Origin of the sequence: Pseudomonas sp. PDNC002, from assembly GCF_016919445.1 — a bacterium.
In the GTDB taxonomy this organism is placed as follows: domain Bacteria; phylum Pseudomonadota; class Gammaproteobacteria; order Pseudomonadales; family Pseudomonadaceae; genus Pseudomonas.
On sequence record NZ_CP070356.1, the window covers coordinates 1,611,612 to 1,633,245 of the forward strand.

Here is a 21,634-nt window from a genome sequence, read left to right on the forward strand (position 1 = left end):
AGTTCTACTCTCTCCCCAACCCTCTCCCTGAAGGGAGAGGGAGCTGCTCCTCTGCAGATGGCGGACTGTTGCGTCGTCATGAAAAAGCCCGCCAATCGGCGGGCTTTTTCATGGAGCGGTGAAGCGTCAGACCGCGTGGACGATATGCCCGTCCACCAGGGTGCAGCGCACCACGCCCGGCAGGCAGTGGCCGAGGAACGGGCAGTTCTGGCCGCGGGAGTGCCAGGTCTCGCCCGCCAGGGTCTGGCCGTCGGCTTCGAACAGCACCACGTCGGCGGCTGCGCCGATCGCCAGCTTGCCGGCCGGCAGGCGCAGGGCGGCGGCCGGGCCGCTGGACAGGCGCGCCAGCAGGGTCGGCAGGTCGAGCAGGCCGTCCTGCACCAGCGTCATGGCCAGCGGCAGCAGCAGTTCGACGCTGCTGATACCCGGATCGGTCGCAGCGAACGGGGCGTTCTTCGCGTCCTGCTCGTGGGGCTGGTGATGGCTGGCGATGGCCTGGATCACGCCGCTCTTCACCGCTTCGCGCAGGGCCTCGCGGTCCTTGTGCGAGCGCAGCGGCGGCTGCACGTGGTAGAGGCTGGAGAAGTCCGCCAGGGCTTCGTCGGTCAGGATCAGCTGGTAAAGCGCCACGTCGGCGGTCACCGGCAGGCCGCGGGCCTGGGCCTGGGCGATCAGCTCGACGCCGCGGGCGCTGGTCAACTGGCTGAAGTGCGCGCGTACGCCGGACTGTTCCACCAGCAGCAGGTTGCGCGCCAGAGCCACGGTTTCGGCGGTTTCCGGGATGCCGGCCAGGCCACGGAAGCTGGCGGTCGGGCCTTCGTGGGCGAGTCCGCCTTCGGCCAGCTCATGGTCCTGGGAGGTGAAGATCACGGTGAGGTCGAAGGTCGCCGCGTATTCCAGCGAACGCAGCAGCACGCGGTTGCTCGCCATTGGCGCCAGGCCGTTGGTGAAGGCCACGCAGCCGGCGTCGCTCAGGGCGACCAGCTCGGACAGCTGTTCGCCGCCCAGCCCCTTGGTCAGCGCGCCGATGGGGAAGACCTTGGCGTTGCCGGCCTCGCGGGCGCGGTCAAGGATCAGCTCGGCGACGGCGGAGGTGTCCAGCACCGGCTTGGTCTGCGGCGGGAAGCACAGGCTGGTGACGCCACCGGCAGCGGCGGCGCGGGTTTCGCTTTCGATGCTGCCCTTGCGGCTGTAGCCCGGCTCGCGCAGGGCGACGCTCAGGTCGACCAGGCCGGGCGCGGCGATCAGGCCGGCGGCGTCGATTTCCTGGGCGGCATGGAAGTCAGCGGGGGCATCGCCGATGGCGATGATGCGCCCGGCCTCGATGTGCAGGTCGCAGACCTTGTCCAGGCCGCTGGCGGGGTCGATCAGGTGGGCGCCACGAATACTGACGGTCATTGCGCGTCCTCCTGTTCCAGCTGTCGTTGGGCGTTCTGGCCGCTCATGGCCATGGACAGCACGGCCATGCGGATGGCGATGCCGTAGGTGACCTGGTTGAGGATCACCGACTGTTCGCCGTCGGCCACGGCGGAGTCGATCTCCACGCCGCGGTTGATCGGGCCGGGGTGCATGACGATGGCGTCGGGCTTGGCCAGCTTCAGGCGCTTCTGGGTCAGGCCGTAGAGCTTGAAGAACTCGCCTTCGCTGGGCAGCAGGCCGCCGGCCATGCGCTCGCGCTGCAGGCGCAGCATGATCACCACGTCGACGTCCTTCAGGCCTTCGTCGGCGTTGGTGTAGACCTTCACCCCGTACTGCTCTTCCAGGCCTACCGGCAGCAGGGTGCGCGGGGCGATGACACGGATGTCCGGGCAGCCGAGGGTTTTCAGCGCCAGCATGTCGGAGCGCGCCACCCGCGAGTGCAGGATGTCGCCGACGATGGCCACCGAGAGGTTCTCGAAGCTGCCCTTGTGGCGGCGGATGGTGAGCATGTCGAGCATGCCCTGGGTCGGGTGGCCGTGGCGGCCATCGCCGCCGTTGATCACGGCGACGTTGGGGCTGACGTGCTCGGCGATGAAGTGCGCGGCACCCGAGTCGCTGTGACGCACAACGAACATGTCGGCGGCCATGGCCTCCAGGTTGCGCAGGGTGTCGGTGAGCGTCTCGCCCTTGCTGGTCGAGGAAGTCGACACGTTCAGCGAGATGACGTCGGCGGACAGGCGCTGGGCGGCCAGCTCGAAGGTGGTGCGGGTGCGCGTGGAGTTCTCGAAGAACACGTTGCACACGGTCTTGCCGCGCAGCAGCGGGACTTTCTTCACCGCGCGGGCGCCGACCTCGAGGAAGGAGTCGGCGGTGTCGAGGATTTCAGTCAGCAGTTCGCGGGACAACCCGTCGAGCGAGAGGAAGTGGCGCAGCTGGCCCAGGTCGTTGAGCTGCAGCGGGCGCTTGGCGTCGGTCGGCATGTGGCAGGCCCTGAAAGTTGGTGGTGGAGGTCCGGGCGCGCGAAGTTACAGCGCGGTGCTGAGAAGCGTGCGCTCGAGGACAAGTGGTGCGGGACCGCGCAATTTTACCCGCTCGTTGGGTGCCAATGACAGGGTTTCGCCGACCACATCCGGGCGAATCGGCAGCTCGCGCTTGTTCAGGTCGACCAGGCTGACCAGGGTCACGCTGGCCGGGCGGCCGTAGTCGAACAGCTCGTTCAGCGCGGCGCGGATGGTCCGGCCGCTCATCAGCACGTCGTCCACCAGGATCAGGTGCTGGCCGTCGATCTCGAAGGGCAGTTCCGACGGACGGACCTGCGGATGCAGCCCGCTGCGGGTGAAGTCGTCGCGGTAGAAGGAGACGTCGAGGATGCCGAGGATCTCGTCGCTGCCCAGTGCCTTGAGCAGTTCCTGGGCGACCCAGATGCCCCCGGTGTGGATGCCGACGAAGCGTGGCGAGTCGATGCCGCGCTGCGCGAGGTAGTTGCGCAGGTCGGTGGCCATGCGGGGAATGAGTTCGGCGGGGCTTGGCAGGGTCATGACGTCTCCGGTTCGGTTGGCGAGGCCACCCGGCTCGGGCGGCCATCGGGGCGGACCGTTCCGGGAAGGAGTGGTCCGGCAAGCTTAGCGGCTTTGGCTCCCTGGACGCTGCCATAGGTCAAGGGTGCTCTGCCGCAGGTCAAGCAGGGGCGTTCTCCGCCAGCCAGCCCTCCAGCAGCAGGGCGGCGGCCAGGGCGTCCACCGGACGCTCGCGGTAGCCGCCCGTCTGGCCCTGGGCCAGGCGTTCGCCCTTGGCGGCATAGGTCGTCAGGCGTTCGTCGTGGGTGTGCACCGGCAGGTTGTAGCGGCCATTCAGGCGGCGGGCAAACTTTTCCGCGCGCTCGCTCATCTCGCTGGGGGTGCCATCCATGTTCAGCGGCAGGCCGACGACGATGGCGTCGGGTTGCCACTCCTTGATCAGCGCTTCCACACGGTTCCAGTCCGGCACGCCGTTCTGCGCCTTGAGCACGCAGAGTTCGCGGGCCTGGCCGGTGATGGCCTGGCCGACGGCGACGCCGATCTGCTTGGTGCCGTAGTCGAAGCCCAGGAGCAGGCGCAGGGGTTTGCTGCTGCTCATTCAGGCGTGCCCGGCCTGGGCGGTGAGCAGGCTGAGGTTGATCCCCAGGCGCTCCGCGGCCGCCGACAGGCGCTGTTCGGTCGGCACTTCGAAGAGCACCGCAGGGTCTGCCGGGCAGGTCAGCCAGGCGTTGTCGGCCAGCTCGGCTTCCAGTTGGCCGGCTTCCCAGCCCGCGTAGCCGAGGGTGATCAGGTGCTGCGCCGGGCCGCTGCCATCGGCAATGGCGAACAGCACGTCCTGGGAGGTGGACAGCGACAGCTCGCCCAGCTCCAGAGTGGCCTGGTAGCTGCGTCCGGCGGGGTGCAGGACGAAGCCGCGATCGGTCTGTACCGGCCCGCCGGTATAGATGGTCACGCCCTGGCAGCGTACCGGCGGCAGTTCGTCCGGGCGCAGCTGTTCGAGGACGTCGGCAAGGCTCAGGCCGCTGGGGCGATTGATGATTAGTCCCATGGCGCCCTGCTCGTTGTGTTCCACGAGGTAGGTGACGGTCTGGGCAAAGTTGGAGTCCGCCATGTGCGGCATGGCGATCAGGAAATGGTGCTTGAGGTAGCTGACGGCTGTGCTTTTCATGCCGGCTAGTTTCAGGCCTGGGGGCCAAAGGGACAAGACTTGAAAGCGTCAGCTCATGCCATCGGGCGCGCCTGATCAGTTGCTGGACAGGCGGTCGCCGCGTTCGAAGCGCCAGGTGCGGATGATTTCCAGGCGGTCGATATCGTTCAGATCTCCGGAGAAGGGGGCGAACGGCGCGGCCAGGCGGACGATGCGCTGGGCGGCCTGGTCGAGCAGGGGCTGGCCGGAGGATTCCAGTACCTGCACTTCATACAGGGAGCCGTCGCGGTTGATCGACACCAGCAGCCGCAGGCTGCCGTAGATGCGCTGGCGGCGGGCCTCGTCCGGGTAGTTGAGGTTGCCTATGCGCTCGATCTTCTTGCGCCATTCCTCTTTATACCAGGCGCCCTTGTCGCGCATGGTCGAGGCGGCGCTCAGGCGGTGGATGCGCGGGCGCTTGGCGTAGGCCTGCTGCTCGCGGGCGAGGTCGGCTTCGAGGCTGGAGATTTCCGCCGAGAGCTGGCTGGAATCGAACTGCGGCGCAGGCTTGGCGACGGTCTCGGCCTTGGGCGTCTGCTGCTTGGTCTGCACCTTGTCCGGGCGCGGGGTGCGGGTGGCGACGGCGGCCTTGGGCGCTTCCGGGCTCTTGGCCTGGCGCGGGGTGGTTGGCGGGGCGACCTTCTTGACTTCGGTGTCCTGGAACGGCGCCTGCTCGGTGGTCTTGGGGATCGCCTTGTGTTCCAGGGTGCCGCTGCCCTGCTGGTGCATCTGTGCGAGGTAGTCCGCCTTTTCGGGCGCCTTCTCGCTCTTGAAGCTGGCCAGGGTGATTTCCAGGGTTTTGCTCAGTTGGCTGGACATCGGCATGGTGAAGCCCACGCCGAGCAGCACGGCCACGTGCAGGATGGCCGCAATGAACAGGGTGAAACCCAGCCGATCCGCCGGGCGTACGCCGGAGGACACGGGGAAGTCGGGATGGGTTGCAGCGTTCATTGCGGGTCACTAGGCCAAAGTGGGCGAGAGTCTGCCGACGAGGCTTATAAAAGTCTATGACGCACTGCGCGCCTTGAGCTTTTCGTCGATGACTGTCATCAACCGCTCGCCGATGCGGGTGTCGTAGGCTGCATCGATCTCGCGGATGCAGGTCGGGCTGGTGACGTTGATCTCGGTGAGGTTTTCGCCGATCACATCCAGGCCGACGAACAGCAGGCCGCGTTTGCGCAGTTCCGGGCCGACCTGGGCGGCGATCCAGCGATCACGCTCGGTCAGCGGCTGGGCCACGCCACGACCGCCGGCGGCGAGGTTGCCGCGGGTCTCGCCCTGGGCGGGGATGCGCGCCAGGCAGTATTCCACCGGCTCGCCGTCGATCATCAGGATGCGTTTGTCGCCGTCCTTGATGGCCGGCAGGTAACGCTGCGCCATGACCTGTTCCTGGCCGTGACGGGTCAGGGTCTCGAGGATCACCGAGAGGTTCGGGTCGCCTTCGCGGTGGCGGAAGATCATCGATCCGCCCATGCCGTCCAGGGGTTTGAGAATGATGTCACGATGCTCCGCGGCGAATTCGCGGAGAATGTCGGACCGGCGGCTCACCACTGTCGGGGGCGCACATTGTGGGAACAGGGTGGCGAAGTACTTCTCGTTGCAGTCGCGCAGGCTCTGCGGGCGGTTCACTACCAGGGTGCCGGCGGCTTCGGCCTGTTCCAGCAGGTAGGTGGAGTAGACGAACTCGTTGTCGAAGGGCGGGTCCTTGCGCATCAGGATCACGTCCAGGTCCGACAGCGGCTGGTCGACTTCATCTTCCAGTTCGAACCAGTGGGCCGGGTCGTAGAAGACCTTCAGCGGGCGCATGCGGCCACGGGCCACGTTCTCTTTCTGGTAAAGGTCCTGCTGCTCCATATAGAACAGCTGCCATCCACGGGCCTGGGCAGCCAGCAGCATGGCCAGCGAGCTGTCCTTCTTGAAACTGATCTGCGCGATGGGGTCCATCACGATCCCGAGGCGTACGCTCATGGGATGTCCTCTATAAAAAGGGCTGATAGCCGCGGTCTGAACCGCTGGCGGAAAAGGCTGAAAAAAGGAAGCTCAGGGTGGCGCTGGATGTGCGCTCGGTCAAGGAAAAAGCCTACGTGATCGGGGTCTTATGGTTTGATTTTGCGCGCCGTGGTAAAGATTCAGACGATTGTGGTAAAAGGTCTCCACGATTGGGTCGCAGCCCGACGGTGGCAGGGCGCATGCGCACTGATATAAAAAGCGGAAAAAACGATTCACCGAGATGGTAAGGGCGAACATGGAACAGCATTCCGACGGTTTGAAAGTAATGGTGATCGACGACTCCAAGACGATTCGTCGCACCGCCGAAACCCTGCTGAAGAAAGTCGGCTGCGATGTCATCACAGCCATCGACGGTTTCGACGCTCTGGCCAAGATCGCCGATACCCATCCCAGCATCATCTTCGTCGATATCATGATGCCGCGCCTGGATGGCTACCAGACCTGCGCCCTGATCAAGAACAACAGTGCCTTCAAATCCACGCCGGTGATCATGCTGTCCTCCAAGGACGGCCTGTTCGACAAGGCCAAGGGTCGCATCGTCGGTTCCGACCAGTACCTCACCAAGCCCTTCAGCAAGGAAGAGCTGCTCGGCGCGATCAAGACCCATGTGCCCGACTTCACCCCGGTGGAGCACGCTTCCTGAAGTCCGGCCCAGCGCCGGTGACGCCTATTCCGTATGGGGACCACAATGGCTCGAATTCTGATTGTTGATGACTCGCCGACCGAGATGTACAAGCTGACCGCGATGCTGGAGAAGCACTCGCACCAGGTACTCAAGGCCGAAAACGGCGCCGATGGCGTGGCCCTGGCTCGCCAGGAAAAGCCGGACGTCGTCCTGATGGACATTGTCATGCCCGGCCTGAACGGCTTCCAGGCGACTCGCCAGCTGTCCAAGGACCCGGAGACCAGCGGCATTCCGGTGATCATCGTCACCACCAAGGATCAGGAGACCGACAAGGTCTGGGGCAAGCGCCAGGGCGCGCGCGACTACCTGACCAAGCCGGTGGACGAAGACACACTGCTCAAGACCATCAATTCGGTGCTGGCCGGCTGATCAGCCTGCCTGCACGTACCGAACATAATTATTAGAGAAGGCCAGGGCCGGCATGGCGGAAGTCCAGAGTCCTTTCGAGGTTCTCGTCCAGATCGATCAGCGCTGTCGTCAGCTGGCCGCGGGTTTGCCTGCGCAGCGCGAGATGGTGCAGAGCTGGAACGGCATCGGCTTCCGCATGGCTGGGCGTCTGTTCGTGGCGCCCATGGGGGAGGTTGGCGAGGTTCTTCACGAGCCGCGCTACACACTGTTGCCCGGCGTCCGTGACTGGGTGAAGGGGGTCGCCAACGTGCGCGGCCGCCTGTTGCCGATCATGGACCTGTGCGGCTTCCTCGGCGCGGACTTGTCACCTCTGCGCAAACAGCGGCGCGTGCTGGTGGTGGAACATCAGGAAGTCTTCGCCGGCCTCATCGTCGATGAGGTATTCGGCATGCAGCACTTCCCGGTGGATACCTTCTCCGAACAGTTGCCGCCCCTCGAAGCGGTTCTGCAGCCCTTTATTCATGGCGTCTTCAATCGCGAACAGCCCTGGCTCGTGTTCAGCCCGCATGCGTTGGCTCAGCACCCGGCGTTCCTGGATGTCGCCAGTTAGTTTTTGACCGGTTGGGCCGGCTCGTCCGGCCCTTGTTGTGACATGGAAACCGTAAATCGTGGTGGGTCCAGGCGGGGGCCGAATATGAAAAATACAAAGGCAGGCAGTCTTTTTTCGGGCGCGCGCAGCAGCTCGCTGATCCTCGGACTCTTCGTGGTCCTGATCGTGGCGATCGTCTTGCTGTTCGCCAACTTCGCTTACCTCAACACCCAGTCGAACCACGACAAACAGTACATCGGCCACGCCGGCGAGCTGCGGGTGCTGTCCCAGCGTATCGCCAAGAACGCCACGGAAGCGGCGGCGGGCAAGGGCGAGGCGTTCAAGCTCCTGAAGGAAGCGCGCAACGACTTCGAGAAGCGCTGGAACATCCTTTCCAACGGTGACGAGAGTACCGGCCTGCCGCCGAGCCCGACTGCGGTACAACCGCAGATGGCGGAAGTACAGAAAGACTGGGATACCCTGCGCAAGAACGCCGACTCCATCCTCGCCAGCGAACAGACCGTACTGTCCCTGCACCAGGTGGCCGCGACCCTCGCCGAAACCATCCCGCAGCTGCAGGTGGAGTACGAAGAGGTCGTCGACATCCTGCTGGAGAACGGCGCCCCGGCCGACCAGGTCGCGGTAGCCCAGCGCCAGTCGCTGCTCGCCGAACGTATCCTCGGCTCGGTGAACAAGGTGCTCGCCGGTGACGAGAACTCCGTGCAGGCCGCCGACAGCTTCGGCCGTGACGCCAGCCTCTTCGGTCGCGTATTGAAGGGCATGAAGGAAGGCAACGCGGCGATGAGCATCTCCAAGGTGACCAACGCCGAAGCGGTGGACCGCCTCAACGAGATTTCCGAGCTGTTCGAATTCGTTTCCGGCTCGGTGGACGAGATCCTCGAGACCTCCCCGGAACTGTTCCAGGTGCGTGAAGCCGCCAACACCATCTTCGGTGGCTCGCAGACCCTGCTGGACAAGGCTTCCAACCTGGCCAACGGCTTCGAGAACCTGGCCGAAGGCCGTGTGTTCAACCAGGTCGCCAGCGCCGCGCTGGGCATCATCGCCCTGGGCGCGATCATCCTCATCGGCCTGGTGATGGTGCGTGAAACCAACCGCCGTCTGGCCGAGACCGCCGAGAAGAACGAACGTAACCAGGCGGCGATTCTGCGACTGCTCGACGAAATCGCCGACCTCGCCGACGGTGACCTGACGGTGGCCGCGACCGTGACCGAGGACTTCACCGGTGCGATCGCGGACTCCATCAACTACTCCATCGACCAGCTCCGAGAGCTGGTGGAAACCATCAACCTGACCGCCGTGCAGGTGGCCGCCGCCGCCCAGGAAACCCAGGCCACCGCCATGCACCTGGCCGAGGCTTCCGAGCACCAGGCCCAGGAAATCGCCGGCGCCTCCGCCGCGATCAACGAAATGGCCGTGTCCATTGACCAGGTATCGGCGAACGCCTCCGAGTCCTCGGCGGTAGCGGAACGTTCCGTAGCCATCGCCAACAAGGGCAACGAAGTGGTGCACAACACCATCACCGGCATGGACAACATCCGTGAGCAGATCCAGGACACCTCGAAGCGGATCAAGCGCCTCGGTGAATCGTCCCAGGAGATCGGTGACATCGTAAGCCTGATCAACGACATTGCCGACCAGACCAACATCCTCGCACTGAACGCCGCGATCCAGGCGTCCATGGCGGGCGACGCGGGCCGCGGCTTCGCCGTGGTAGCGGACGAAGTACAGCGCCTGGCGGAACGTTCCTCCGCTGCTACCAAGCAGATCGAGGCGCTGGTGAAGACCATTCAGACCGACACCAACGAAGCGGTGATCTCGATGGAACAGACCACCTCCGAGGTGGTTCGCGGTGCTCGCCTGGCGCAGGACGCCGGTGTGTCCCTGGAAGAGATCGAGAAGGTATCCAAGACGCTGGCAGCGTTGATCCAGAACATTTCCAACGCCGCCCGTCAGCAGGCCTCCTCCGCTGGCCACATTTCCAACACCATGAACGTGATCCAGGAGATCACCTCGCAAACCTCCGCCGGTACCACCGCCACGGCGCGCAGCATTGGTAACCTGGCCAAGATGGCCGGCGAGATGCGCCACTCCGTATCCGGCTTCAAACTGCCGGACATCGCGGAACAGGCCTGAGCAGAGGAGGTGCGCTGCTCCTGGCGGGGTAGCGCACGACAGTCTTGAGCGAGGGGCGCGACATGCAGGCAAGTGGCGTCTGGTCGTTGCAGCCGTTGGCCGACATGTCGGCCGCGGAATTCCGCGACTGGCAGGCACTGTTGGAAGATCGGACTGGCGTCGTCGTCAGCGAGCAACGCCGCGCCTTCCTGCAGACCAGCCTGGGCGCGCGGATGCGCGAACTGGGCATCGCCGACTACGGCAGCTATTACCGGCAGGTCACCGACGGCCCGCGTGGCGCCGTCGAGTGGTCGAACCTGCTGGACCGCCTCACCGTTCAGGAAACCCGTTTCTTTCGTCACAAGGCCTCCTTCGAGGTGCTGGAAAGCTACCTTAACCAGCGCCTGGAACAGGTCGGCCCGCGCCGGCCGCTGGCCTTGTGGAGCGTTGGTTGTTCCAGCGGCGAGGAGCCTTATTCCCTTGCCATGGTGACGGCCCAGGTACTGGATAACGCTGGGCTCGCGCCGTTGTTCGGCGTGACCGGCACCGACATCAGCCTCAGCGCCCTCAACCGGGCGCGTGAGGCGAGCTACGCGGCACGCAAGCTGGACGATATCGCTCCGGAACTGGCCACGCGCTACTTCAGCGCGCAGGATGACGGTCGATACCGTGTGATACCCGATCTCGCCGAGCGCGTCTGTTGCGCCCGGCTGAATGTGCTGGAACTGGCCAAGGCGCCAATGTCCGGCATGGACGTGATTTTTTGCCAGAACCTGCTGATCTATTTCCGCCGCTGGCGGCGGCGGGAAATCCTCAATCGCCTGGCCGAGCGCCTGGCGCCTGGGGGACTGCTGGTGATCGGAGTGGGTGAAGTAGCCGATTGGCACCACCCGCTGCTCGAACCGGTCGCCGATGAGCGCGTTCTGGCCTTTACCCGGAAGGGATGACACAGACACATGAGTGGAGTGGCTATGGGTGATCGGCACGACTATGTCGCCCTGGAATGGGTAAAAGGCGAGATTGCCGAAACGCTCAAGCAGGCGCGGCAAGCCCTCGAATCCTACGTCGAGAATCCCCAGGACCCGACGCGGATGGGCTTTTGCCTGGCCTATATCCACCAGGTGCGTGGCACCCTGCAGATGGTGGAGTTCTACGGCGCGGCACTGCTCGCCGAAGAAATGGAGTACCTGGCCCAGGCCCTGATCGATGGCAGCGCCTCCAGCCAGAGCGAAGCGCTGGAAGTGCTGATGCAGGCCATCCTGCAACTGCCGGCGTACCTGGAGCGCATCCAGAGCGCCCGCCGCGACCTGCCGATGGTCGTGCTGCCGCTGCTCAACGACCTGCGCACCGCCCGCGGCGAGAAGCTGCTGTCGGAAACCAGTCTGTTCTCCCCTGATCTCACCCAGTCCTCGCCGGTATTGCCGGTGGACGCCCTGGCGCGCCTGCGCACCGCAGAGCTGCCGGCACTGCTGCGCAAGCTGCGGCAGATGCTGCAGGTTGCCCTGGTCGGCGTTATCCGCAACCAGGACCTGCCGACCAATCTGGGGTACCTCGCGCGCGTCTTCGCCCGCCTCGAGTCCCTGTGCAAGGACGCCCCGCTGGGCCGCCTGTGGGTGATCGCCTCGGCGATGATCGAAGGCCTGGCCAACGGCAGCATCGCCAACGGCACCTCCGTGCGTAACCTGCTGCGCCAGGTCGACCGCGAGTTCAAGCGCCTGGTCGACCAGGGCGCCGACGCCATGAACCAGCCGGCGCCGGACGAACTGATCAAGAACCTGCTGTTCTACGTGGCCAAGGCCTCCGACCAGTCGCCGCGCGTGCGTGCGGTGAAGGACGAGTACCGCCTCGACGACGCCCTGCCGGGCGAAGCCCTGGTGGACGAAGAGCGCGCCCGCCTGGCCGGCCCCGACCGTGACGCCATGCGTTCGGTCGTCGGCGCGCTGTGCGAGGAACTGGTGCGGGTCAAGGACAGCCTCGACCTCTTCGTGCGCAGCGACCGCAGCGCGGTGAACGAACTGGGCAGCCTGCTCGCGCCGCTCAAGCAGATCGCCGATACCCTCGCCGTGCTGGGCTTCGGCCAGCCGCGCAAGGTCATCCTCGACCAGATCGACGTGGTGAGCGCGCTCGCCCACGGCCAGCGCCAGCCCAACGACGCCACCCTGATGGATGTCGCCGGCGCCCTGCTGTACGTCGAAGCGACCCTGGCCGGCATGGTCGGCCCGAGCGAAGAGCCGGGCAGCGAAGAGAACGTCCTGCCGACCACCGACGTCGAGCAGATCCACCAGGTGGTGATCAAGGAAGCGCGCAATGGCCTGGAACTGGCCAAGGACGCGATCATCGAGTTCATCGCCTCGCAGTGGAATCACGAGCACCTGGCCCGCGTGCCGGAACTGCTGACGCAGGTTCGCGGCGGCCTGGCGATGATCTCCCAGGAGCGTGCGGCGAAGCTGCTGGAAAACTGCAATCGCTACATCCAGGAACAACTGCTGGTGCGCCAGGCCGTGCCGGATTGGCACAGCCTGGACACCCTGGCCGACGCCATCACCAGCGTCGAGTACTACCTCGAACGCCTGTCCGAAGACCACAGCACCCAGGGTGACGTGATCCTCGACGTGGCCGAGGAGAGTCTGGACAGCCTGGGCTATTCCCTCACGCCGCGCCCGTCGATCCTCGATGCGGTCCCGGCCGAGCATTCGCCCGCCCCGCTGGACAACCCGCTGGACGAGATCGATGTCCTCGGTGCCGAGCCGATCCCGTCGGAGAGCGTGGCACTGGAAGATGTCCCGGACCTGGCCGCGCCCCTGGAAATCGCCGACAGCCTGGACGGGCCTGCGCCCGAGCTGGCGCAGAGTGCTGGCGAGCCGGTGGCTGACGAGCTGTTCCGCCTGGACATCGAAGACCTGCAGGAGCCTGCCCCCGCCGAGCTCGACGAGCACAGCGACGCGCTGCAACCGGCGGAGGAGCTGCCGCTCGCGGAAGCCGATGCCACCGAAGTGGCGGAACTGGCCGCCGACGACCTGTCGTTCGAGTTCGAGCCGCTGGACGTGTCCGAGCCGCGCGCGGAAGTCGCCGCGACGGGTACCGACGAAGCTGCCATCGAGGTCACTCATTCGCCCCCCGCCGATGCCCTGGGCGAGGACGACGATTTCACCTTCGAGCCGCTGGTGCTCGATTCCGCGCCCCAGCCGACGGCACCGAGCGCCGATCTGGGCGAGTTGACGCTGGACTCCCTGGAGCCAGCGGACGTCTCGCCGGACGTCTTGCCAGAAATATCGGCGGCGACCTTAGAGCCGGAAAGCCTCAGCTGGGATATCGAACTGGAGCCGGCAGTACCGGTCACCGGTAGCGTCCTGGCCGACGAAGGCTGGTCGCTGGATGACAGCCACGAGACGGCCAGCCCGGCATTCAGCCTGGATGCCACTGATGAAACCCCCGCCACGCCGGTTGCCGACGAGCTCGAATGGAGCCTCGACGACAGCGTGCCGCTGGTCGAAGCGCCGAGCCTGGAGGCTGCGCCGAGCGACGAGTCCGTGGCCGCGGCACCTGCTGCCGTAGCGGAAACCTGGGAAGCGCTGGACCTTTCTGCGCCCCAAGCGGATGGGCCGGCCGACGCCTTCGCCGCGCACCCTTCGCTGGAAGCGCCGCCTGCGCCGCTGGACGACATGGACTGGGAGCTGGAACCGGTCGTCCCGGGCGCCCCGGCCGAACCCGCCGGCAACGCCAACGAGGAAGACTGGTTCAGCGTCGACCTGAGCCAGCCGGCAGTTGAATCGCCGGCCGAGCCCCTGGAGCTGGATGAGCACTTCACCAGCCTGGAAAACGCAGAATCCCCGGCACTGGTCACCCTGGAATCGCTGGACGATCTGGGTATCCCCAGCGAAACGCCGGCCGCGGAGCAATCCCTGGTCAGCGACGATAACTGGACCCTCGGCGAAACAGCCGCGCCGTCGGCGCTGGAGGCAGGCGTCGATCTCAGCCTCGACGCTCCGCTGGAGCTCGAGCCGCTGCTCGACGTCGACTCGCCCGCCGTTCAGGCCGAAGCCTGGAGCGAGCTGGACATCGCCGATCTGGACCTCCCGGAGGTGGAGCTGCCCAGCCCGCCGGACGTGGAACCGGAAGCCGCCGCGCCTGCGGAAAAGCCGTTGTCGCTCGCCGAAGTCATGGCTGCGCCCGTCTCGGCGATCAACCCGCCGGCCCAGGACGTGCCGCCCAGCCTGCTGCCGCCGCCCGCCGACGAAGAACCGATGGACGACGAGCTGCGCGAAGTCTTCATCGAGGAAGCTGGCGAAGTGCTGGAGACCATCGCCGGGCACTTGCCCACCTGGCTGTCCAGCACCGACGACCGCGAATCGCTGACCGAAATCCGCCGCGCCTTCCACACCCTCAAGGGCAGCGGCCGGATGGTCCGTGCGCTGGTGATCGGTGAGCTGGCGTGGTCCATCGAGAACCTGCTCAACCGCGTGCTCGACCGCAGCATCGCCGCCTCGCCGGCGGTCCTGCAGGTGGTCCAGGATGTCGTCGGGCTGATGCCGGATCTGGTCGGCGAATTCGCCGCCAACACCCAGCGCCAGCGCGACGATGTCGATCGCCTGGCCGCTACCGCCCATGCCTTGGCCAAGGGCCAGCCGGTACCGCCGCCCGGCGGTGGCCTGCCCGAGTCGAGCGAGAGCCTGGCCGTTGAAACCGCCGAGATCGAGGCGGTCGATGTCGCCAGCGCGCTGGAAATCGGCGACGGCCTGGACGAAAGCCTCGATCCGCAATTGCTGGAAATCTTCCGCAACGAAGCGGAAACCCACCTGGAGACCCTGGTCGGGTTCCTCGCCGATTGCGCACAACAATTGCCGCAACCGGTGACCGACGACTTGCAGCGTGCCCTGCACACCCTCAAGGGCAGCGCGCACATGGCCGGCATCCTGCCGATCGCCGAAATCGCCACGCCGCTGGAGCGGCTGGTGAAGGAGTTCAAGACCAATCTGCTGCAGGTCGACCTGCGCGAGGCCGAGCTGCTGCACGGCGCCGAGCGCCTGTTCCGCGTCGGCCTCGACCAACTCGTGGAAGGCCGCCCGCTGGCGCCCATCGAGGGTAGTCAGGAGCTGTTGGCGCGCATCGCGCAGGTTCACCAGGAGCGTCTGGAGGCCGCCGAGGCCAAGCGCCGTGGCGACAGTGGCGAGGGCAGCGGGAACGATCCGCAGCTGATCGGCATGTTCCTCGCCGAAGGCATGGACATCCTGCTGGACGCCGAAGACCTGCTGCGCCGCTGGCGCGAACACCCGCAGGAGCGCCAGGAACTGGGCGCTCTGCACGATGAGCTGGAAACCCTCAGCCGTGGCGCGCAAATGGCCGAGCTGCCGCAGATGGCCGAGCTGGCCGATGCGCTGTTGGCGGTTTACGGTGCCGTGCGCCAGGGCCACCTGGAAACCGGCGATGCCTTCTTCACCGCCGCGGAAAGCGCCCATGAAGCGCTGATCGGCATGATGGACCAGGTGGCCGCCGCGCTGCAGGTCAGTGCCCGTCCGGAGCAGGTCGAGGCATTGCATCGCCTGCTGGATGCGCCAGTGCCGCAGGACGACGAGGAAAACGAGTTCGTCGACCTGGAAAGCCTGACCGCCGAGGACTTCCCGGCCGAAGACGAGGAATTCCTCCTCGACAGCCGCCCGGTGGACGACGACAACCTGCCCGACGGCCTGAACTGGTCGCCGCGCAATGATCACGACGGCGGCCCGCGCCGCGCGGCCGACGATGACGATGAAGACGTCATCACCGCCGAGACGCCCCATGCCCATCCCACCCCGCAGCAACCGCCGCGTGCGCTGGACGAGGAAATGGTGGCGATCTTCCTGGAAGAAGCCGTCGACATTCTCGACAACGCCGGCCAGGCGCTGGATCAGTGGCTGGCCTCGCCGGAGGGCCTTGCCGCCCTGTCGACCCTGCAGCGCGACCTGCACACCCTCAAGGGTGGCGCGCGCATGGCGGAAATCCGCGAGATCGGCGACCTGTCCCATGAGCTCGAGTCGCTCTATGAAGGCCTGGTCGACCATCGCTTCCAGCACAGCCCCGCACTGGGCGACCTGCTGCGCACCTGCCACGACCGCCTCGCGACCCAGCTTGACCAATTGCAGGCCGGCCAGGTGCTGGCCGATCCGGCCGACCTGGTGCAGACCATCCGCACCTTCCGCCAGAACCCCGCCGCCGGCCTGGGACTACCGCAAGCCCTGGCCGAACAGCCAGAGCAGGATGTCGTGGCCGAGGAAGAGGTCGCGGCCGAACTGCCCGAGATCGTCGCCGACGCCGAGATCGAACTGGAGCTGCCTACCGAGGCGGAGCCGGAAATCGCTGTCGACCTGCCCGAGGCAGTCGCCGAGCCGGAGCTGGACTCCGCGCCCGCCGAAATTGATCTGCAGGCGTTCCTGGAAGAGGCCGAGACGGATATCGCCCAGCCCTCGGCGGAATCCGTCGATGCAAGCGATGCGGGCGAGCTGGTCGAGCCCGCCGATGAGCCGGTCACCGCGCCGGACATCGTGCAGGACAGCGAATTCGTGCTGGACGAGGAGCGTGACCCGGAACTCGTGGAAATCTTCCTCGAGGAAGGTTTCGACATCCTCGAAAGCTCCTCCGGCGCCCTGCAGCGCTGGATGGAAAACCCCGACAACAGCGTCGAGCTGGAAGCGCTGCAACGCGACTTGCACACCCTCAAGGGCGGCGCGCGGATGGCCGAGATCCGCCCCATCGGCGACCTCGCCCACGAGCTGGAATTCCTCTACGAAGGCCTCTGCGGCGGGCGCCTGCGCGCCAGCCCGACGCTCTTCGAGCTGCTGCAGCGTTGCCACGATCGTCTCGCCGAAATGCTCGAGGCCGTTCAGGGGCATCGTCCAGTTCCGGGAGGTGAGTCGCTCATCGAAGCGATCCGCCGATTTCGCGCCAACCCCGAAGAACAACTGAGTATCCCCAGCAGCGTCAGCCTGCATGCGGTCAGTACACCGACAGCCGCGCCGGAAGGCCCGGAAGCCGACATCCTGGACATCTTCCTGGAAGAGGCCGATGACCTTCTCGAAGGCATGGAGCAGGCGCTGGGCCGTTGGGACGCCGAACGTGAGAACGGCGCGCTGGACGAGCTGTTGCGCATTCTCCATACCCTCAAGGGCGGTGCGCGCCTGGCTGGCCAGACCAGCCTGGGTGACCTGGCTCATGATCTCGAGCAGCACCTGGGCGAAGCCCAGCAGCAGGGCGCGCCCTGGCCGGAAAGCCTGTTGCTGGACGTGCAGTCCGGCTTCGAAGGCCTGCAGGCCGAGGTCGACCAACTGCGCCTGCACCTGGGTGAAGTCGAGGTCGCCGAAGCGGAAGTCGAGGAGCCGGTAGCCGAAGAGCCCGCTCCGGTGAGCCTGCCGGCCCTGCCGGAAGCCATCATGGCCGCCACCGTGCCGCAGCGCGTCGAGGCTCCGGTGGTGCTGCCGTTCGTGCGCCGTGCCCAGGAGGCCGCCCAGGAGGCTGCCGCCCGCCGCGCGCCGCAGGAACTGGTGAAGGTGCCCGCGCAGTTGCTCGAGGGCCTGGTCAACCTCGCCGGTGAGACCTCCATCTTCCGTGGCCGTGTCGAGCAGCAGGTGAGCGACGTTGGCTCGACCCTCGGCGAGATGGACGCCACCATCGAGCGGGTCCGCGACCAGTTGCGCCGCCTCGATACCGAAACCCAGGCGCAGATCCTCTCGCGCCACCAGGCCGACGCCGAGCGCGCCGGCTACGAAGAATTCGACCCGTTGGAAATGGACCGTTACTCGCAGCTGCAGCAGCTCTCCCGCGCGCTGTTCGAGTCCGCTTCCGACTTGTTCGACCTCAAGGAAACCCTGGCCGCCAAGAACCGTGACGCCGAGACCCTGCTGCTGCAACAGGCGCGGGTCAACACCGAGCTGCAGGAAGGCCTGATGCGCACCCGCATGGTGCCCTTCGACCGCCTGGTGCCGCGTCTGCGCCGGATCGTCCGCCAGGTGGCGAGCGAGCTGGGCAAGCAGGTGGAGTTCGTGGTCAGCAACGCCGAAGGCGAGATGGACCGCACCGTGCTCGAACGCATCGTCGCGCCGCTGGAGCACATGCTGCGCAACGCCGTCGACCATGGCATCGAGTCCGGCGAGGCGCGTCGCATCGCCGGCAAGGCGGAGCAGGGCACCATCCGCCTGACCCTCGGCCGCGAGGGTGGTGACATCCTCCTGACCCTGGCTGACGACGGTGCGGGCATTCGTCTCGACGCGGTGCGCCGCAAGGCCATCGAGCGTGGCCTGATGGCCGGCGATAGCGATCTGTCCGACCACGAGGTTCTGCAGTTCATCCTCGAGGCCGGTTTCAGTACCGCCGAGAAGGTCACGCAGATTTCCGGCCGTGGCGTGGGCATGGACGTGGTGAACTCCGAGGTGAAACAGCTCGGCGGCTCCATGAGCATCCATTCCAGCCTGGGCGAAGGCACCCGCTTCGATATCCGCCTGCCGTTCACCGTGTCGGTGAACCGTGCATTGATGGTGCTGTCCGGCGAGGACCTGTACGCCCTGCCGCTGAACACCATCGAAGGCATCGTGCGGGTCTCCCCGTACGAGCTCGAAGCGCTCTACGAACAGGCCGCCGCCGACGAGTCCGGCACTGCGCCGCGCTTCGAGTACGCCGGCCAGAGCTATGAACTGAAGTACCTCGGCGACCTGCTGAACAACGGCCAGCATCCCAAGCTGGTCGGCCAGTCGTTGCCGCTGCCAGTGATCCTGGTGCGCTCGGCGGACCACGCCGTGGCGGTGCAGGTGGATGCCCTGGCGGGCTCGCGCGAAATCGTGGTGAAGAGCCTCGGCGCGCAGTTCGCGGGTGTGAGCGGCATCTCCGGCGCGACCATCCTCGGTGATGGCCGCGTGGTGGTGATTCTCGACCTGCTGGCGACCATTCGTGTGCTTCACGCCCAACTCGTCCAGCACGCGCCGCGCCGCCAGCTGGCGGGCCCGACCGTGGCGGAGATCGAACACCAGCGGCCGACCCTGGTCATGGTGGTGGACGACTCGGTTACCGTACGCAAGGTCACCAGCCGCCTGCTGGAGCGCAACGGCATGAACGTGCTGACCGCCAAGGACGGGGTGGACGCCATCGCCCAGCTGCAGGAGCACAAGCCCGACATCATGCTGCTGGATATCGAGATGCCGCGCATGGACGGTTTCGAGGTGGCGACCCTGGTGCGCCACGACGAACAGCTCAAGGACCTGCCGATCATCATGATCACCTCGCGTACCGGCGAAAAACACCGCGATCGCGCCCTGGCCATCGGCGTCAACCAGTACCTGGGCAAGCCGTACCAGGAATCCGAGCTGCTGGAGAACATCCAGAAGCTGGTGAAGGCCCATGTCTGAGCAGAGCACGCCGCGCATTGCGGTAATCGCCGATACGTCCCTGCAGCGCCATGTGCTGGCGCAGGCGCTGGCCGGGCACGGTTACCAGGTGGTGCTCAATGCCGATCCGGCGCGCCTTGAGGGTGAGCAGCTGGACGCCTGCGAGACCGACCTGTGGCTGGTGGACCTGGCGCAGCAGGAGGACTCGCCGCTGGTGGACAACCTGCTGGAGCAGTCGCGGGTCCCCGTGCTGTTCGGCGAAGGCCACGCGCCGGAACGGCATTCGGAACATTACCCGCGTTGGGAACGCCGGTTGGTGTCCAAGCTGCGCAAACTGGTGGGCGACCCCAGCGCCGGCGTCGGGCGCAGCCTGGCTGCCCTGCTGGATGAAGCGCAGCGCCCCGCCCGTGTGGCGCTGCCCGAAGATCTCGCTGCCTCGCCGCTCAAGGCCGGTGAACCGGCTGCGCAGGTCTGGCTGCTGGCGGCCTCCCTCGGCGGCCCGGCCGCCGTGAAGACTTTCCTCGATGCGCTGCCCGGCGGCCTGCCGGTGGGCTTCCTCTACGCCCAGCACATCGATCCTTCGTTCGAAGGCAACCTGCCACAGGCCGTTGGCCGCCACAGCCAGTGGCACGTCAACACCGTGCGCGACGGCGACGCGGTGCGCTGCGGCGAGGTCGTGGTAGTGCCGATCACCCAGGAGCTGGGCTTCGATACCGCGGCGCGCATGCGGGTGGAAGATCGCAGCTGGCCGGAACCCTACAGCCCGTCCATCGACCAGATGATGCTCAACCTCGCCCAGCAGTATGGCGGGCGCTGCGGCGTGATCGTCTTCAGCGGCATGTGCAGCGACGGCAGCGCCGCCGCGGCCTACGTGCGGCGCCAGGGTGCTCCGATCTGGACCCAGCGCGCCGACAGCTGCGCCTGTTCCAGCATGCCCGACAGCCTGCGCGAAGGCGGCTACAGCACCTTCTCCGGCGATCCGCGCGAACTCGCGGCGACGCTGGTCAATCACCTCGCGGCGCAGTGCGTCGGCGAAGTCACGCAATGAGAGTGGATCGATGACGGATCTCCCTGTCGCCAGCACCGCTGCGGCCAACACCGCCCCCGACAGCCTCACCGGCCTGCTGGTGCCGCTGGCCGATCGCAACCTGCTGCTGCCCAACGTGGCGGTGGCCGAGCTGATCACCTACCGCGCCCCGCAACCGGTGGCCGGCCTGCCCTCGTGGTACCTGGGCCAGGTGGCCTGGCGCGACCTGCGCCTCCCGCTGCTGTCCTTCGAGGCGGCGTCCGATGGCCAGGCCCACGTCAGCTCCGGCGCGCGGGTGATCGTGGTCAACGCCCTGGGCGGGCGGCCCAACGTGAAGTTCTTCGCGCTGCTGGTACAGGGCATCCCGCGTTCGTTGAAGGTCGGCTCCGACCTCAAGCGCGCCGACGTGCCGCTGGCCCCGCTGGAGCTGGACGCCGTGGACCTGGGCGACGCCCAGGCGCGTATTCCGGATCTGGTCGCGCTGGAACAGAAGCTGGCCGACTCCGGCCTGATCTGAGCCCGCCATGAGTGGCCTGCGCCTCGCCCAACTGGGGGACCTTCCCGGCTTCGAGGTGGCCAGCGCAACGCTGGGTGGCCACTCCTTCGAACGGCACAGCCACGACGAATTCGTCATCAGTGCCAACCTGCGCGGCGAGGAAAGCGTCTGGCTGGATGGACGCACCTTCGACGCCGGCCCTGGTTCGTTCACCGCCTACAACCCCGGTCAGATCCAGGGCGGCGGCGTGGCCGAGGGTCAGCCCTGGCAGTTCGTCAGCCTGTATATCGCGCCGGAACAACTGGCCACGATGCTCGGCTTGCAGCGCCTGGAGTTCGAGCGCCCCACCGAGCGCCTTCCCGCCCTGGCCTGCGCCATGGCTGACGGCGTGGAGCGAGTGCTGGGCGACGATCTGTTCGTCCGCCAGCGTGGCGAGGAGTGCCTGACCCTGCTGCTAGCCGACATCGCCCATGCGATGGGTGCACGACTACCGCGTGAAATGGCCGAGAGCGGTGGACGGATCGCCCAGTTGCAGGAGTGGCTGGCCGCCGACCTGGCGCGGCAGCCCAGCCTGGACGAGATGGCGAAGTATCTGGGACTGTCGCGCTTCCATCTGCTGCGCAGCTTCCAGAAGCAGGTCGGCCTGAGCCCACGGCAATGGTCGATGCAATTGCGTACCCGACGCGCACAGGCGCTGTTGCGCGGCGGCTTGCAGGCGACCGAGGTGGCTCATGCGCTGGGCTTTGCCGACCAGAGCCATCTGAACCGGCATTTCCGCGCGGCATACGCTGTCGCGCCGGGCAGCTTCCAGCGCGCCGTGCGCTGAGCAGCGCAATCCGGTTCAAGTTTGCCACCTTGCCGTCAGGCAGACTGGTGC

Annotated in this window: 16 protein-coding genes; 9 read left to right on the forward strand and 7 right to left on the reverse strand. The window is 66.5% G+C overall.

Annotation, left to right across the window (positions count from 1 at the left end; all coding sequences use genetic code 11):
• Positions 1-126 precede the first annotated feature (126 nt).
• From JVX91_RS07455 to gshB, 7 genes are all read right to left on the reverse strand, one after another.
• Positions 127-1,398 carry a dihydroorotase gene (locus JVX91_RS07455; RefSeq protein ID WP_205338686.1) on the reverse strand — a complete coding sequence of 424 codons (1,272 nt, stop codon included), beginning with the start codon at positions 1,396-1,398 and terminating at the stop codon, positions 127-129.
• Positions 1,395-2,399 (reverse strand): aspartate carbamoyltransferase catalytic subunit, encoded by a 1,005-nt coding sequence (locus JVX91_RS07460; protein WP_045212970.1) that lies wholly within the window; start codon positions 2,397-2,399, stop codon positions 1,395-1,397. The genes JVX91_RS07455 and JVX91_RS07460 overlap by 4 nt, the downstream gene beginning before the upstream one ends.
• A 45-nt stretch (positions 2,400-2,444) precedes the next feature.
• The gene (gene pyrR / locus JVX91_RS07465; protein ID WP_045212968.1) at positions 2,445-2,957 is read right to left on the reverse strand and encodes a bifunctional pyr operon transcriptional regulator/uracil phosphoribosyltransferase PyrR; all 513 of its coding nucleotides are present in this window, start codon (positions 2,955-2,957) and stop codon (positions 2,445-2,447) included.
• Between the two features lie 139 nt (positions 2,958-3,096).
• Positions 3,097-3,534 (reverse strand): Holliday junction resolvase RuvX, encoded by a 438-nt coding sequence (gene ruvX / locus JVX91_RS07470; protein ID WP_205338687.1) that lies wholly within the window; start codon positions 3,532-3,534, stop codon positions 3,097-3,099.
• Complete coding sequence (locus JVX91_RS07475) at positions 3,535-4,104, reverse strand: YqgE/AlgH family protein (protein WP_205338688.1); 570 nt, start codon at positions 4,102-4,104, stop codon at positions 3,535-3,537.
• Between the two features lie 75 nt (positions 4,105-4,179).
• Positions 4,180-5,073: an energy transducer TonB gene (locus tag JVX91_RS07480; protein WP_205338689.1), complete on the reverse strand. Its 894-nt coding sequence runs from the start codon at positions 5,071-5,073 to the stop codon at positions 4,180-4,182.
• A 54-nt stretch (positions 5,074-5,127) separates the two neighbouring features.
• Positions 5,128-6,090, reverse strand: a complete 963-nt coding sequence (gshB, locus tag JVX91_RS07485; RefSeq protein WP_205338690.1) for a glutathione synthase — start codon at positions 6,088-6,090, stop codon at positions 5,128-5,130.
• A 277-nt stretch (positions 6,091-6,367) separates the two neighbouring features.
• On the opposite strand from gshB, the gene pilG reads away from it, so the two are divergent.
• From pilG to JVX91_RS07530, 9 genes are all read left to right on the forward strand, one after another.
• Entirely contained in the window at positions 6,368-6,775 is a 408-nt protein-coding gene (gene pilG, locus JVX91_RS07490; RefSeq protein WP_015475142.1) for a twitching motility response regulator PilG, read from the forward strand.
• Positions 6,776-6,820: 45 nt separating this feature from the next.
• Positions 6,821-7,186: a twitching motility response regulator PilH gene (gene pilH, locus JVX91_RS07495; protein ID WP_205338691.1), complete on the forward strand. Its 366-nt coding sequence runs from the start codon at positions 6,821-6,823 to the stop codon at positions 7,184-7,186.
• Between the two features lie 52 nt (positions 7,187-7,238).
• A complete protein-coding gene (locus tag JVX91_RS07500; protein ID WP_205338692.1) occupies positions 7,239-7,775 on the forward strand; it encodes a chemotaxis protein CheW in 537 nt (178 codons plus the stop codon).
• 84 nt (positions 7,776-7,859) lie between these two features.
• Positions 7,860-9,908, forward strand: coding sequence for a methyl-accepting chemotaxis protein (locus JVX91_RS07505; protein WP_205338693.1), 2,049 nt, complete (start codon positions 7,860-7,862; stop codon positions 9,906-9,908).
• Positions 9,909-9,970: 62 nt separating this feature from the next.
• Positions 9,971-10,834, forward strand: a complete 864-nt coding sequence (locus JVX91_RS07510) for a protein-glutamate O-methyltransferase (protein WP_205338694.1) — start codon at positions 9,971-9,973, stop codon at positions 10,832-10,834.
• Between the two features lie 24 nt (positions 10,835-10,858).
• Positions 10,859-19,255 (forward strand): Hpt domain-containing protein, encoded by an 8,397-nt coding sequence (locus JVX91_RS07515; protein WP_205338695.1) that lies wholly within the window; start codon positions 10,859-10,861, stop codon positions 19,253-19,255.
• On the forward strand, positions 19,248-20,282 hold the full coding sequence (locus JVX91_RS07520; RefSeq protein ID WP_205338696.1) for a chemotaxis protein CheB: 1,035 nt from the start codon (positions 19,248-19,250) through the stop codon (positions 20,280-20,282). The genes JVX91_RS07515 and JVX91_RS07520 overlap by 8 nt, the downstream gene beginning before the upstream one ends.
• Before the next feature lie 10 nt (positions 20,283-20,292).
• Positions 20,293-20,778: a chemotaxis protein CheW gene (locus JVX91_RS07525; RefSeq protein ID WP_205338697.1), complete on the forward strand. Its 486-nt coding sequence runs from the start codon at positions 20,293-20,295 to the stop codon at positions 20,776-20,778.
• Between the two features lie 7 nt (positions 20,779-20,785).
• Positions 20,786-21,583 carry an AraC family transcriptional regulator gene (locus JVX91_RS07530; RefSeq protein ID WP_205338698.1) on the forward strand — a complete coding sequence of 266 codons (798 nt, stop codon included), beginning with the start codon at positions 20,786-20,788 and terminating at the stop codon, positions 21,581-21,583.
• Positions 21,584-21,634 lie beyond the last annotated feature (51 nt).

What these genes read in the sequence shown, in the direction of transcription:
- JVX91_RS07455 (WP_205338686.1), bottom strand. Translation starts at nt 1,398, where the DNA reads ATGACCGTCAGTATTCGTGGCGCCCACCTGATCGACCCCGCCAGCGGC.
- JVX91_RS07460 (WP_045212970.1), bottom strand. Translation starts at nt 2,399, where the DNA reads ATGCCGACCGACGCCAAGCGCCCGCTGCAGCTCAACGACCTGGGCCAG.
- pyrR (WP_045212968.1), bottom strand. Translation starts at nt 2,957, where the DNA reads ATGACCCTGCCAAGCCCCGCCGAACTCATTCCCCGCATGGCCACCGAC.
- ruvX (WP_205338687.1), bottom strand. Translation starts at nt 3,534, where the DNA reads ATGAGCAGCAGCAAACCCCTGCGCCTGCTCCTGGGCTTCGACTACGGC.
- JVX91_RS07475 (WP_205338688.1), bottom strand. Translation starts at nt 4,104, where the DNA reads ATGAAAAGCACAGCCGTCAGCTACCTCAAGCACCATTTCCTGATCGCC.
- JVX91_RS07480 (WP_205338689.1), bottom strand. Translation starts at nt 5,073, where the DNA reads ATGAACGCTGCAACCCATCCCGACTTCCCCGTGTCCTCCGGCGTACGC.
- gshB (WP_205338690.1), bottom strand. Translation starts at nt 6,090, where the DNA reads ATGAGCGTACGCCTCGGGATCGTGATGGACCCCATCGCGCAGATCAGT.
- pilG (WP_015475142.1), top strand. Translation starts at nt 6,368, where the DNA reads ATGGAACAGCATTCCGACGGTTTGAAAGTAATGGTGATCGACGACTCC.
- pilH (WP_205338691.1), top strand. Translation starts at nt 6,821, where the DNA reads ATGGCTCGAATTCTGATTGTTGATGACTCGCCGACCGAGATGTACAAG.
- JVX91_RS07500 (WP_205338692.1), top strand. Translation starts at nt 7,239, where the DNA reads ATGGCGGAAGTCCAGAGTCCTTTCGAGGTTCTCGTCCAGATCGATCAG.
- JVX91_RS07505 (WP_205338693.1), top strand. Translation starts at nt 7,860, where the DNA reads ATGAAAAATACAAAGGCAGGCAGTCTTTTTTCGGGCGCGCGCAGCAGC.
- JVX91_RS07510 (WP_205338694.1), top strand. Translation starts at nt 9,971, where the DNA reads ATGCAGGCAAGTGGCGTCTGGTCGTTGCAGCCGTTGGCCGACATGTCG.
- JVX91_RS07515 (WP_205338695.1), top strand. Translation starts at nt 10,859, where the DNA reads ATGGGTGATCGGCACGACTATGTCGCCCTGGAATGGGTAAAAGGCGAG.
- JVX91_RS07520 (WP_205338696.1), top strand. Translation starts at nt 19,248, where the DNA reads ATGTCTGAGCAGAGCACGCCGCGCATTGCGGTAATCGCCGATACGTCC.
- JVX91_RS07525 (WP_205338697.1), top strand. Translation starts at nt 20,293, where the DNA reads ATGACGGATCTCCCTGTCGCCAGCACCGCTGCGGCCAACACCGCCCCC.
- JVX91_RS07530 (WP_205338698.1), top strand. Translation starts at nt 20,786, where the DNA reads ATGAGTGGCCTGCGCCTCGCCCAACTGGGGGACCTTCCCGGCTTCGAG.